General features: G+C 69.0%; 11 protein-coding genes and 1 riboswitch. Of the genes, 4 read left to right on the top strand and 7 right to left on the bottom strand.

Annotation, left to right across the window (positions count from 1 at the left end; genetic code table 11):
- Positions 1–8: 8 nt before the first annotated feature.
- From AABN02_RS05785 to thiC, 4 genes are read right to left on the bottom strand one after another with little or no spacing between them, the layout of a single operon-like run.
- Positions 9–824: a thiazole synthase gene (locus tag AABN02_RS05785; RefSeq protein WP_338413967.1), complete on the bottom strand. Its 816-nt coding sequence runs from the start codon at positions 822–824 to the stop codon at positions 9–11.
- 5 nt (positions 825–829) lie between these two features.
- On the bottom strand, positions 830–1,036 hold the full coding sequence (gene thiS / locus AABN02_RS05780; RefSeq protein ID WP_338413966.1) for a sulfur carrier protein ThiS: 207 nt from the start codon (positions 1,034–1,036) through the stop codon (positions 830–832).
- Positions 1,033–2,097, bottom strand: a complete 1,065-nt coding sequence (locus AABN02_RS05775; RefSeq protein WP_338413965.1) for an FAD-dependent oxidoreductase — start codon at positions 2,095–2,097, stop codon at positions 1,033–1,035. The genes thiS and AABN02_RS05775 overlap by 4 nt, the downstream gene beginning before the upstream one ends.
- Complete coding sequence (gene thiC, locus AABN02_RS05770) at positions 2,094–3,974, bottom strand: phosphomethylpyrimidine synthase ThiC (protein WP_338413964.1); 1,881 nt, start codon at positions 3,972–3,974, stop codon at positions 2,094–2,096. The genes AABN02_RS05775 and thiC overlap by 4 nt, the downstream gene beginning before the upstream one ends.
- Before the next feature lie 83 nt (positions 3,975–4,057).
- Positions 4,058–4,190: riboswitch (TPP riboswitch) on the bottom strand.
- A 153-nt stretch (positions 4,191–4,343) separates the two neighbouring features.
- Here thiC and AABN02_RS05765 point away from each other — a divergent pair.
- From AABN02_RS05765 to AABN02_RS05750, 4 genes are all read left to right on the top strand, one after another.
- The gene (locus AABN02_RS05765) at positions 4,344–5,252 is read left to right on the top strand and encodes a hypothetical protein (protein WP_338413963.1); all 909 of its coding nucleotides are present in this window, start codon (positions 4,344–4,346) and stop codon (positions 5,250–5,252) included.
- Positions 5,253–5,511: 259 nt separating this feature from the next.
- On the top strand, positions 5,512–5,739 hold the full coding sequence (locus AABN02_RS05760) for a hypothetical protein (protein ID WP_338413962.1): 228 nt from the start codon (positions 5,512–5,514) through the stop codon (positions 5,737–5,739).
- Positions 5,740–6,001: 262 nt separating this feature from the next.
- The gene (locus AABN02_RS05755; protein WP_338413961.1) at positions 6,002–8,584 is read left to right on the top strand and encodes a chemotaxis protein CheB; all 2,583 of its coding nucleotides are present in this window, start codon (positions 6,002–6,004) and stop codon (positions 8,582–8,584) included.
- Positions 8,585–8,594: 10 nt separating this feature from the next.
- Positions 8,595–9,230: a PAS domain-containing protein gene (locus AABN02_RS05750; RefSeq protein ID WP_338413960.1), complete on the top strand. Its 636-nt coding sequence runs from the start codon at positions 8,595–8,597 to the stop codon at positions 9,228–9,230.
- Here AABN02_RS05750 and AABN02_RS05745 read toward each other — a convergent pair.
- Genes AABN02_RS05745 through AABN02_RS05735 form a run of 3 tightly spaced genes read right to left on the bottom strand, consistent with a single transcriptional unit; the run spans position 9,176 to position 12,806 of the window.
- Positions 9,176–9,895 carry a Crp/Fnr family transcriptional regulator gene (locus AABN02_RS05745; RefSeq protein ID WP_338413959.1) on the bottom strand — a complete coding sequence of 240 codons (720 nt, stop codon included), beginning with the start codon at positions 9,893–9,895 and terminating at the stop codon, positions 9,176–9,178. The two genes, AABN02_RS05750 and AABN02_RS05745, sit on opposite strands and share 55 nt — an antisense overlap.
- 11 nt (positions 9,896–9,906) lie before the next feature.
- The gene (locus AABN02_RS05740; RefSeq protein ID WP_338413958.1) at positions 9,907–10,722 is read right to left on the bottom strand and encodes a response regulator; all 816 of its coding nucleotides are present in this window, start codon (positions 10,720–10,722) and stop codon (positions 9,907–9,909) included.
- Positions 10,722–12,806 (bottom strand): PAS domain S-box protein, encoded by a 2,085-nt coding sequence (locus AABN02_RS05735; RefSeq protein ID WP_338413957.1) that lies wholly within the window; start codon positions 12,804–12,806, stop codon positions 10,722–10,724. The genes AABN02_RS05740 and AABN02_RS05735 overlap by 1 nt, the downstream gene beginning before the upstream one ends.
- Positions 12,807–12,814 lie beyond the last annotated feature (8 nt).

Genomic DNA, 12,814 nt, shown 5'->3' with positions numbered 1-12,814 from the left:
GGCGCCGCTCACAGCAGGAAGGGCCGGCCGCCGACCGGCGTGGTCGCCACCGCCATCGACTGCGGCGCCATCACGCCCGCCTCGAAGCCGAGCCGCCCCGCCTGCACCGCCTGCCCGAAGGCCGCGGCCATGCGCACCGGCTCGCGCGCCTGCGACACCGCCGAGTTCAGCAGCACCGCGTCATAGCCCAGCTCCATCGCCTGCACCGCGTGCGCAGGCGCGCCGATGCCGGCGTCCACCACCATCGGCACGTCCGGCCAGCGTTCGCGCAGCGTGCGCAGCGCCCACGGGTTGATCAGCCCTTGGCCGGAGCCGATCGGCGCGCCCCACGGCATCAGCACCTCGCAGCCCACGTCGAGCAGGCGCTGGCAGGTGACGAGGTCGTCGGTGCAGTAGGGAAAAACCGCGAAGCCCTCGCGGATGAGTTCCTCCGCGGCGCTGACCAGCTCCCACGGGTCGGGCTGCAGCGTCTGCTCGTCGCCGACGACTTCGAGCTTGATCCACGGCGTGTCGTACAGCTCGCGCGCCAGGTGCGACAGCTCGACGGCCTCACGCGCCGTGCGGCAGCCGGCGGTGTTGGGCAGCAGCCGGGCACCGCGTGCGTGCAGGGCGGACTGGATCGCGGCGATGTGGCCGTTGTCGCCCGCGCCCGAGGCACCGGCGTGGATGCGGCGCAGGCCGACCGTCACCACCTCGGTGCCCGAGGCGACGATGGCCTCGTGCAGCGCCTGGGGCGACGGGTAGCCGGCCGTGCCGAGCAGCAGGCGGCTGTGGAGCGTGACGCCGTAGGCGGTCCACGGGGACGGGGCAAGCACGGGATGCATGGCGTTCAGCCTCCGACGATGGGTTGGAACAGCGTGACGGTGTCGCCGTCGAGCAGCACACGCTCGGCGCGGGCGGCGCGCGGCACGTGGCGGCCGTTGATGGCGGAGCCGACCGCTTCGGGCGCTAGGCCACGCTGCGCGATGAGGGCGGCCAGCGTCGTGCCCGTGGGCAGTTCGGTCATCTCGCCATTGAGGAGCACGTGGAGGGTCATGTCGATACCTGGTTCATCGCCTGCTCGATCAGCGCCGGGGCCAGCAGCCAGCCGTGGCGGAACAGGCCGTTGATCGACACCAGACCCGGCTCAACGGCCAGCTTCGGCGCGTTGTCCGGCAGCGCGGGGCGCAGATTGGTTTCCATGTGATGGATGCGCGCCTCGGCCAGCGCGGGCAGCACGCTGTGCGCCGCCGCCATCAGCTCGACCGCCGAGCGCAGGCTGACCGGCGAGCGGTCCTCGCTCTCGATCTCGCTGGCGCCGATGACGATGCGGTCGTCGGGGCGCGGGACGATGTAGACGCGGTGGCGGGCGTGCAGCAGGCGCAGCGGACGCGTCAGCGGCACGCCGGGCGCGTGCAGCCAGATCACCTCGCCGCGCACACCCCGCAGCGGTTGCTCCGCAGAGCGCCCACCCAGGCCGCGCACGTCGAACACGAGGTCGAACGTGGCCGAACTGCCGTCATCAAGCGTGATCTGCCCCGGTGCCGTCTGCGTCACCGTGCGGCCCCAGTGCCACTGCACCTGCGGCGCCAGCGCGCACAGCGCCGGCAGCACCGCCTGCGGCATCACCTGCGCTTCGCCATCGAGGAACCATGCGTGCAGGCCCGGCAGCAGCGCCGGCTCCAGCTCGGCCAGCCCCGGCCGCGTCAGGCGCTTGGGCGCCACCATGCCGGCTGGCGCCGTCGTCAGCCGCGACAGCACCCGCTGCGCCGCGCCCAGGTCCGGCCCGTGCGCGAGCAGCAGGCTGCCGTGCTGGCGAAAATAGCGCGCCGCATCGCCCTGCCCGTCCAGCGCCGCCAGCCGCTGCGCCACCTCGGCCCACAGCGTGACCGAGCGCAGGCCGAGCGTCGCCACCTCCGGCCCCGCCGCATCGAGTTCCGCCAGCGGGCTGAGCATCCCGGCCGCGGTGAAGCCGGCGGGACCGAGCCCGTCGCTGCGCGGCTCCGGTCCCAGCGCCGGATCGAAGACCTCGACCCGATGCCCGGCGTGCGAGAGCTGCCACGCGAGCAGCCGCCCGAGCACGCCCGCGCCGGCGATGCCGATGCGGGCGGTGTTCATGCCGGATGGATCGGGATGTACAGCTCGCCGCCCACCGCCTTGAACTCGGCCGACTTCTCCGCCATGCCCTGCGCCAGCGCCGCCTGCTCGTCCACGCCGAGCTTCTCGGCGTAGTCGCGCACGTCCTGCGTGATCTTCATCGAGCAGAACTTCGGGCCGCACATCGAGCAGAAATGCGCCTCCTTCGACGAGTCCTTCGGCAGCGTCTCGTCGTGGTAGGACTCAGCGGTTTCCGGGTCGAGGCCGAGGGCGAACTGGTCGCGCCAGCGGAACTCGAAGCGCGCCTTGCTCATCGCGTCGTCGCGGGCACGCGAGCCGGGGTGGCCCTTGGCGTTGTTGGCAGCGTGGGCGGCGATCTTGTAGGCGATGATCCCCTGCTTCACGTCGTCGCGGTCCGGCAGGCCCAGGTGCTCCTTGGGCGTCACGTAGCACAGCATCGCGGTGCCCATCCAGCCGATCATGGCCGCGCCGATCGCCGAGGCGATGTGGTCGTAGCCGGGGGCGATGTCGATGGTCAGCGGGCCGAGGGTGTAGAACGGCGCCTCGTCGCAGTGCTTGATCTGCTCGTCCATGTTGGCCTGGATCAGGTGCATCGGCACGTGGCCCGGGCCTTCGATCATGGTCTGCACATCGTGCTTCCACGCCACCTTGGTCAGCTCGCCCAGCGTCTTCAGCTCGGCGAACTGCGCCTCGTCGTTGGCGTCCGCCGACGAACCCGGACGCAGGCCATCGCCCAGCGAGAAGGTCACGTCGTAGGCCTTCATGATTTCGCAGATCTCGTCGAAGTGCGTGTACAGGAAGTTTTCCTTGTGGTGCGTGATCATCCACTTGGCCAGGATCGAGCCGCCGCGCGAGACGATGCCGGTGCGGCGCTTGGTCGTCAGGTGGATGAACGGCAGGCGCACGCCGGCGTGGATGGTGAAATAGTCCACCCCCTGCTCGGCCTGCTCGATCAGCGTGTCGCGGAAGATGCCCCAGTTGAGGTCTTCAGCGACGCCGCCGACCTTCTCCAGCGCCTGGTAGATCGGCACGGTCCCGATCGGCACCGGCGAGTTGCGCACGATCCAGTCGCGCGTGGTGTGGATGTTGCGGCCGGTGGACAGGTCCATCACGGTGTCGCCGCCCCAGCGCATCGACCAGACCAGCTTCTCGACCTCTTCCTCGATCGACGAGGTCACGGCCGAGTTGCCGATGTTGGCGTTGATCTTCACCAGGAAATTGCGGCCGATGATCATCGGCTCGACTTCGGGGTGGTTGATGTTGGCGGGGATCACGGCGCGGCCACGGGCGACTTCGTCGCGCACGAACTCCGGCGTGATGATCTCGGGGATGCGCGCACCCATCGCATTGCCCTTCAGGCGGGCCTCGCGCTCGGCGTCGCCCAGGTATTCGCGCATCCACTCGCGCTTGCCGTTTTCGCGGATGGCGATGTACTCCATCTCCGGCGTGACGATGCCCTGGCGGGCGTAGTGCATCTGCGTGACGTTCTGGCCGGCCTTGGCGCGGCGGGGGGTGCGCTGCAGCGCGACCGCTTCGGCACGCAGGGCCTCGATGCGGCCGCTGTCGCGCTCTTCGTTCTTGCCGCCGTCGTCGAGCACGATGCGGGTGCGGCCGGTGTAGGTCTCCGTGTCGCCACGGGCCTCGATCCAGCCGGCACGCACCGAGTCCAGGCCCTTGCGCACGTCGATCGCCGCAGTCGGGTCGGTGTAGGGACCGGAGGTGTCATAGACGGTGACGCGCTCGCCGTTGGTCAGCGCGATCTCGCGCATCGGCACCTTGACGCCGGGCATCGTGCCGTCGACATAGACCTTGGTGGACGCGGGAAAGGGCTCGCGGGTGAGCGAGAGCAGTTCTTGGAGCTTGTCGGGGGCGTTCATCGGGCGGATCTCCTTCGGCGGACGGAATGGCTACGCTCCGAAGGGTGCCCTGGGCCGGCGGTCCGGGGAACGGATGCCTTGGTGGTCGAGGTGCGGGCTCTTCTTACGCCGGTACTAACCGGGTCAAGTACAGCGGGTTCGGTCGTTCGACCATCTCAGCACATCGGACCGCAGCCAGTGAAGAACTGCCGGCCCGGGGCACCCCGGAGCGTGGGGTGCATTGTGCCCCATCAGGCGGGGCACCTCGTCCGCTTACAGGAACGGAATGCGCCGACCTGGGAGGCGCAGAGAGGTTCGCTAACGCACAGACCGCGCAACGCGATTGCCCCAATCTCGGTTCTCCAACTCACCCTGAGTGCAGGAGTTTCGATGGCCGCTTCCACCACATCCACCGCTGAAGACCGCCCCCGCGGCTTCGCCGACAACGCGAGGTCGCTCAACAGCGCCGTCTCTTGGGCTGCCATTGCCGCAGGCGCGGCTGCGGCCGCATCGCTGTCCTTGATCCTGCTGATCCTGGGTGTCGGACTCGGGCTGTCTTCTGTTTCGCCGTGGGCCCGCGAGGGTGTCAGCGCCACGACCTTCGGGGTCTCGACGATCCTGTGGCTGACGCTCACCCAATTGCTGGCCTCGGCCATGGGCGGCTACCTTGCCGGCCGCTTGCGCACCAAGTGGCCCGAAGTGCACACCGACGAGGTGTACTTCCGCGACACCGCCCATGGTTTTCTGGCATGGGCGGTGTCGGCCCTGGCGACTGCGGCACTGCTGACCTCCGTCATCGGATCGATCCTCAGCGGCGGCGTGCAGGCTGGAGCCTCGGTGGTCGGTGGTGCCGCGGCCACGGTGCGCATGGCGACGGGCGACGACGCCGGGCCGATGGGTTACTTCGTCGATTCGCTGTTCAGGCGCGATGCAGTCGCTGCGGCATCCGGCATGGCCGCCAACGAACGGGCATCGGGCAACGACGCGGCCGAGGTCAGCCGCATCTTCATGAACGCCGGTCGTTCGGAGCCACTGCCGCCCGAAGACCTCCGATACGTCGGCCAGCGGGTGGCCCAACGCACGGGCCTGTCGCAGCAGGATGCGGAGAAGCGGGTCGCTGATGTCCATGCCAAGGCGCAGGCCAAGGTGCGCGACGCGGAAGCGGCTGCGCGTGACGCCGCCGACAAGGCGCGCAAGGCCTCGGCCTACAGCGCGCTGTGGCTGTTCGTGTCGCTGCTCATCGGTGCGTTCGTCGCCAGTCTGGCCGCCACCTTCGGAGGCCGACGCCGCGACGCCTGAACCTCACGCCCATCCAATCCCATCCAATCCCATCCACGCTCATCGAGGCTGCCATGCGTTCACTTCTGCTGCTGTTTCTCGGCATTCCCATTCCGATCATCATCTTGATCGCGCTGTTCGTGCACTGAGTGCACCTCCCAAGGACCGACATGGCCAACCCCCGGCTGAGCACGGTGACACGCCAAGGCTGACTTCGGATGGGGCGTGACCGTGCTGACACCCGCCGCTGTGCCTGAGTTGCAGCAGCCTGCCCACCTTCGTGCCCGATCTGGCGCACCGATCGGCGCGGCCAGTGCCGCTGGAGGGGGTGCACGGCCCGCTGTCGGCCGCACAGAGCCGTGCCATGCTGGGCGCCATCGCCGCGGCGTCGTGCTGCATTCGAAGACGGCGCTGGTGGACGGCCATCGAACTCGCCGCATGGGAGCACCGCAGCCCGGCGTTGCACCTGCAGGAATGGTTCGGGCGGTTGTGGGACTACTGGCTCTGAACCGCGGAGGGACCGGCTCACTTCGTGCGGGGTGACTGGACCTGCTTGTCCTTGTCGAGTGCGTCATGGCTGATCAGCTTCAGCGGACTCGGCGACTGGTACCAGCAGGTCGGCGCCAGGTCTTGGACACCTTGCCCGGACCGGTGCCGTCGTTGCGTGCGCTGCCGACCATCCGCAGCGTCCAGGCAACCACGCTGCAGCGGACTGGGTTGTAATGGGCCGCGCCCCACTCCGTGCCGCCGCACCGACCCAGACCTCCGCCATGTCCCAGCCGCTTCCCAGAACGCCCCGTTCCGACGAACCAGGCCACACACGCATCGTCGGGCTGGGGGCATCCGCAGGCGGGCTGGAGGTGCTGACGCAGTTCCTGGCCCACGTCCCGGCGGCCAGCGGGCTGGCGTATGTCGTCGTGCAGCACCTCGATCCGACGCACAAGGCCATGCTCGCCGAGCTGCTGCAGCGCGGCTGCGCCATGCCGGTGCACGAGGCCACCGAGGCGATGCGGGTCGAGCCCGATGTGGTCTACGTGATTCCGCCGAACACCGAACTCACCGTGGCCGGCGACCTGCTGCACCTCGCCCATCCCGCCCAGCCGCGCGGCCTGCGGCTGCCGATCGACGTGCTGTTCGGCTCGCTGGCCCGCGACCAGGGCGAGCGGGCGGTCGGCGTGGTGCTGTCCGGCATGGGCTCGGACGGCACGCTCGGCCTGCAGGCGATCCGCGCCCGCGGCGGACTGACCCTGGCGCAGTCGCCTGAGTCGGCGTCCTTCAACTCCATGCCCCACAGCGCCATCGCCGCCGGCGTGGTCGATATCGTGGCGCTGCCGGCCGAGATGCCCGAGCACATCCTGCGCATCACCGCCAGTCAACCGCCGGCACCGCCGCACCCCGCCATCCTCCCAGCGGACGACAGCCCTGCCCCCCACCCGCTGACCACCATCCTCGCCCTGCTGCGCGAACGCAGCAAACATGACCTCTCGCTCTACAAACCCAGCACGCTGACGCGCCGCATCGAGCGGCGCGTGGCCGTGCATGGGCTGGCGTCGGTGGCGGACTACGAGGCGTTCCTGCACCGCAATCCGCAGGAGCTGGACCTGCTGTTCAAGGAGATGCTGATCGGCGTCACCAGCTTCTTCCGCGATCCGCCCGTGTGGCAAGCATTGAAAGACACCGTGCTGCCCGCATTGCTGGCCCGCACCGCGCCGGGCACACGGCTGCGCGCCTGGGTGGTCGGCTGCTCGACCGGGGAAGAGGCGTATTCGCTGGCCATCGTCTTCCGGGAAGCGATGGACGCCCAGCCCGATCCCAAGGCGTTCACGCTGCAGATCTTCGCCACCGACCTCAGCGCGGACGCCGTTGCGCTGGCCCGCAAGGGGCACTACCCCAAGAAGATCGCCGACCACATGGCCCCCGAGCGCCTGGCTCGCTTCTTCAACGCCGAGGGGGCCGGCTACAGCGTGGACAAGTCGCTGCGCACGTGCGTGCTGTTCGCGCAGCACGACGTGATCCTCGACCCGCCCTTCACGCGGCTCGACCTGCTGTCCTGCCGCAACGTGCTGATCTACTTCAGCGCGACGCTGCAGCGGCGGCTGGTGCCGCTGTTCCACTACAGCCTGCGCCCGCAAGGGGTGCTGCTGCTGGGAGGTTCGGAGACCGTCGGCCGCTCGCTGGCGCTGTTCGCCCCGCTCGACCCCGGCACGCGGCTCTACCAGCGCAACGACCAGGCCCTGCGCATCAGCACGCTGGATTTCCCGGTGCATCGCCATTTCCCGTCGCGCAACCTTGCGCAGGAACCGAACGTGTCCCCTTCCTCCCCGTCCCCCTCTCCGCCCCACCTCGCCAACCTGCAGGCGCTCGCCGAACAGGTGCTGCTGCAGCAGTTCTCGCCCCCAGCGGTGCTGGTCACCAACAGCGGTGACATCGTCTACATCAGCGGGCGCACCGGCCAGTACCTCGAACCCGCGGCGGGCAAGGCGAACTGGAACATCCACGTCATGGCGCGCCCCGGCCTGCGCACGCAGATCGCCACCGCGCTGCACCAGACGCTGCAGGACAAGCGGCCCGTCACGCTGCAAGGGCTGAAGCTGGAACACGACGCACACCGCACGGTGGACGTGACGGTGCAGCGTGTCGAGGAGCCGAAGCCGCTCGCCGGCATGGTGATGATCGTGTTCCGCGAGGCGGCCGATCCTCCTCCGGCCAGTGGGGTACGGCGGCGGCGCACGGCACGGGCGGGCGATCTGTCCTTCAACGACGGACTCGTGCTCCTGCAGGAAGAACTCCGCGTGCTGCGCCAGGAGATGCGCTCGTCGGAGGAAGAGTTGCAGGCCGCCAACGAAGAGCTGCAGTCCACCAACGAGGAACTGCAGTCGGCCAACGAAGAACTGACCACCTCGAAGGAAGAGGCGCAGTCGATGAACGAGGAGCTGCAGACCATCAACAACGAGCTGAACTCCAAGCTCGACGACCTCGCGCTGGCGCAGAGCGACATGCAGAACCTGCTCAACAGCACCGACATCGCCACGCTGTTCCTCGACAGCGCGCTGAACGTGCGCCGCTACACCGAGCGGGTGATGCGCATCATCCACCTGCGCGAAGGCGACATCGGCCGCCCGCTCAGCGACCTCGCCAGCACCCTGCTCTACCCGGAACTGCACGCCGATGCCCGGGAAACGCTGCGCACGCTGGCCATCTCCGAAAAGCAGATCACCACGTTGGACGGGCGCTGGTTCAACGTGCGGATCATGCCGTACCGGACCGTGGCCAACGTGATCCAGGGCGTGGTGATCACCTTCGTCGACATCACGGACGCGAAAGAACTCGAATCGCGGCTGCGTGCGGCGTAGAGTGGTCGCCATGCCCCAACACACCATTGAACTTGACCGGCAACACGCCCTGCGCACACAGGCCCTGTCCCGCCTGACCGGGAACAGCGCCTCGACGGGTACGCGGTCCAACGCTTCGGTGGCGCTCGGCGTGCTGCACCAGCTCGCGTCGTCGCCCTCGACCGCCGCGGACGCGCTGGCCCTGCTGCACGAGCTGCAGGTCCACCAGATGGAGGTGGACCTGCAGGACGAGGAGTTGCACCGCAGCCGCGCCGAGCTGGAAGCCGATCTGCTGCGCCTGACCCAGTGCCATGACCACGCGCCGGTCGGCTGCTTCACCATCGACCGCGGCACGGTGCTGTGCGAGGTCAATCTGACCGGCGCACGCCTGCTCGGCGTCGAGCGCGAAGCGCTGACGGGGCGCACGCTGAACGCCTTTCTGACCCCGCCCAGCGCCGACGCGCTGCAGGCATTGCTGGGGCAGGTCGATGTCAGCCTCGGTGACGGTCACCACGGCGACGACCCTGCCACCTGCACGCTGGAGCTGATCACCCGCGACGGCCGCCGCCGCCACGTCGACGCCTCGGCCGCCGCGGACCCGGTCGGCGGGCGCTACCTGCTGGCCCTGTCCAGCAGCCGCGACCACTCCCTGCGGACGACGCCGTAACACTCGCAGGCGCGGGACTCCAGCCCCGCCCGGTCCAGCACCGCGATGTGCCCGCGGCGGTAGCGGATGCAGCCGGCGAGTTGCAGCTTGCCGGCCGCTTCGGTGATGCTTTCGCGGCGCACGCCCAGCAGGCCGGCGATCAGCTCCTGGGTCACGACCAGCTCGCGCTCCGGCACCCGGTCGGCGCTCAGCAGCAGCCAGCGGCTGAGCTGCTGGTCGATCGAGTGGTGGCGGTTGCACACCGCCGTCTGGCAGACCTGCGTCATCAGCGCCTGGGTGTAGCGCAGCAGCGGCTCGCGCACCTGCGGCTCCTGCTCGAACACCGCTTTCAGCACGCTGCACTCCAGCCGGTAGGCATGGCCGGCGGTCTGCACCACGGCCGAGCTGGGGGTCGTGTCACCGCCCATGAAGAGCGCCATGCCGACCACGCCCTCGTTGCCCACGCCCGCGGTCTCGGACGAGGCACCGGACTGCGTCACGTAGTGCAGCGACACGATGGCCGTCGTGGGGAAATAGGCGTGTTGCAGGGGTCGCCCCGGTCCGTGGACCAGCTGGCCGAGCGGCATCGCCACCAGCTCCAGATGCGGCACCAGCGGCGCGAGCACCGCGGCAGGCAGCGCGGCGAGCAGGTGGTTCTGTGCGGTGTGGTGGAGCGGGTCGGGCATGGTGGAGCCGCTCAAGCGGTGATCTCCACGCCGATGCCGCGGTAGCCCACGAAGCGGCAGGCCTCGCCGAACATCGGCTCGCCGCTGACCCGGTAGCGCTGGACCACGCCATCGGGATGGACCCGGCTGAAGGTGAAATCCAGAAAGGGCTGGCGCGCGGCGATGGTGTCCCGCAGCGTCTGGCGCTCCAGCGCGTTCCAGCCATCGCCCCGGGCCGGATCGGCCTCCCCCGCCAGCGGATCGACGGAGATCCCGAGCATCTCCAGCACCGGACCGGACACCCGCGTGAAGTGGCCATGTTCGTCCTGCTCCCAGTACCAGTCCGAGGCCAGCTCGGCCAGGCTGCGGAAGCGGGCCTCGCTCTCGCGCAGTTCGGCGGTACGCTCCGCGACGGTGGCCTCCAGCACCTCGTTGGCGTGGGCCAGGTGGCGGTAGAGCAGCCGCACTTCGAGCATGTTGCGGATGCGCGTGCGGACTTCGAGCAGGTCGAAGGGCTTGCTGATGAAATCCCGGGCCCCCGCCTGCAGCGCGCGCAGCTTGTGCCCCGGCTGCGCGGTCAGCACGATCACCGGCAGGTAGTCCTCGTGCAGGCCGATCTTCAGGTCCTCCATCACCTGGAAGCCGTCCATCTCCGGCATCTGCAGGTCGAGCAGGATCAGGTCGAAGCAATGGTGCCGGTGCAGCGCACCGACCTCGGCCGGTTGCTGGGTCGCGCTGACGCAGGTGTAGCCGCTGTCGGCCAGCAGGCGCTGCAGCAGCAGCACATTGGCCTCCTGGTCATCGACGATGAGGATGCTGGCTGCACGGATTTCATGCTCGGTGACCATCAGGTGCTTTCTGGTGTGAGAACGTGGGGGGTGGCGCGCACCTGCAGGGCCGCGTCCACCGCCGCCATGAACACATCGACCTTGATCGGCTTGGTGAGGTAGCCGAAGAAGCCCACCTCCAGCCCCTTCTCGATGTCCCGCGGCATGGCATTGGCGCTGAGCGCGATCACCGGAATGCCGGCCGTGGCAGGCTCGCGTGCCAGGACCTTCAGCGCCTGGATGCCATTGACGACGGGCAGGTTGATGTCCATCAGGATCACGTCCGGCAGCGCCGTGCGGGCGATTTCCACGCCACTCTGGCCGTCGCGCGCGCTCAGCAGGCGGAGATCGGGCCGGCGCGCGATGAGCTGCTCGACCAGCATCAGGTTGGCCGGGTTGTCTTCGACACACAGCACCGTGCGGATGGGCGTGCCGTCGGGCACGGGCGCGGATGCGGTCGGCTCAGGCGCCTGGAAGCAGGGCGCCAGCCCGGGTGCCGCCGTCGTGTTCAGCTCGACCCAGAACACGCTGCCCACGCCGACCGTGCTCTGCGCGCCGATCTCGCCGCCCATCAGCTCCACCAACCGCTTGCTCACCACCAGGCCGATGCCGGTGCCCTCGGTCGCGCTGCCCTCCTGCCCGAGGCGGTTGAAGGGCTGGAACAGCTGGGCGAGCTTGTCCGGTGTCAGGCCGGTACCGGTGTCGCGGAAGCTGATGCGCGTGCGGGCACCCACCTCGCGACAGGACACCTCCACCCCGCCCCCGACACGGTTGTACTTGATGGCATTCGACAGCAGGTTGATGAACACCTGCTTCACCCGCGTGCGGTCGGCCTTGACAAAAAACGGGCCATCGAACACCGGGAACTGCAGGTGGATGTGCCCCCCCTGCGCCTGCGGCTCGATCATGGCCTCGCAGTCGGCCAACACCTCGCTCAGCGACATCGCCTCCTGGGACAGCGAGAGCTTGCCGGACTCGATCAGCGCCAGATCGAGGATCTCGTTGATCAGCTCCAGCAGGTACCAGCCGGCCTGCAGGATCTGGTCGATGCTGGCCTTCTGGCTCGGCGTCGGCTTGGGCGCGCCGGACTCCATGAGCTGCGCGAAGCCGAGGATCGCGTTCAGCGGCGAGCGCAGCTCGTGGCTCATGCTCGACAGGAAGTCGGACTTGGCCAGGTTCGCCCGCTCGGCCGCGAACTTGGCGCTCTCCAGCTCCAGGTTGGTTTCCTGCAGGGCCTGGTCGAGGAACTTGCGCTCGGTGACGTCGCGGGCCGCGGCGAACACGCCCTGCAGCGTGCGGTCGCGGTCGTAGAAGGTGGTGGCGTTGAACGAGACCACGGTTTCCTTGCCGTCGCGGGCGCGGGCGGTGAGTTCGTAGTTGGTGACCTTGTTCTTGTTGAGCACCAGCTTGATGGCCGCCGCCGCCCGCCCCGGGTCGGTGAAGTAGTTCTTGAACGGCGCGCCGATCAGCTCGTCGCGCGTGCAGCCGGTGAGCGCCTCGGTCTGCTTGTTGACATCGGAAATGATGCCCGAGGGGTCGGTCGTCATCAGCGCGTCCACGTTCGACTCGATCAGCGAGCGGGTGTAGAACTGCTGGTCGCGCAGGCGCTGGTCCAGCTTCTTCTGCTCGGCCTCGACCTGCTTGCGGGCGCTGTTGTCGGTGCCGATCAGCAGGTAGCCGATGATGAGGTTGCCGGCGTCGCGCAGCGCGGTGACCGACACCACGGCCGGAAACCGGCTGCCGTCCTTGCGGATGTAGCTCAGCTCGTAGATGTCCTCGATGCCCCGCGAGGCCTTGAACACCAGCGCCTCGAAGCCGGGCGTGATCGGCGTCGACAGCTCCGCGCTCAGCTCCCGCGCCCGGGCGATCACCTCCAGCGGGTCGGAGATGTCGGCCGGCGTGATCTTGTTCACCACATCGGCGGCGGCGTAGCCCAGCATGCGCTCGGCGCCGACGTTGAAAATCTGGATCACGCCCTTGGCGTCGGTGGCGATGCTGGAAAAATTGGCGCTGTTGAAGATCGCGTCCTGCAAGGCGCCGGTCTTCAGGATGGACGCCTGGCGCTGCACTTCAGCCAGGGTGAGGCCGTTTTCTGTCTCGGACATGCAGATTC

This window comes from uncultured Sphaerotilus sp. (assembly GCF_963924895.1).
In the GTDB taxonomy this organism is placed as follows: domain Bacteria; phylum Pseudomonadota; class Gammaproteobacteria; order Burkholderiales; family Burkholderiaceae_C; genus Sphaerotilus.
This window is presented reverse-complemented; position numbering and strand designations above follow the sequence as displayed.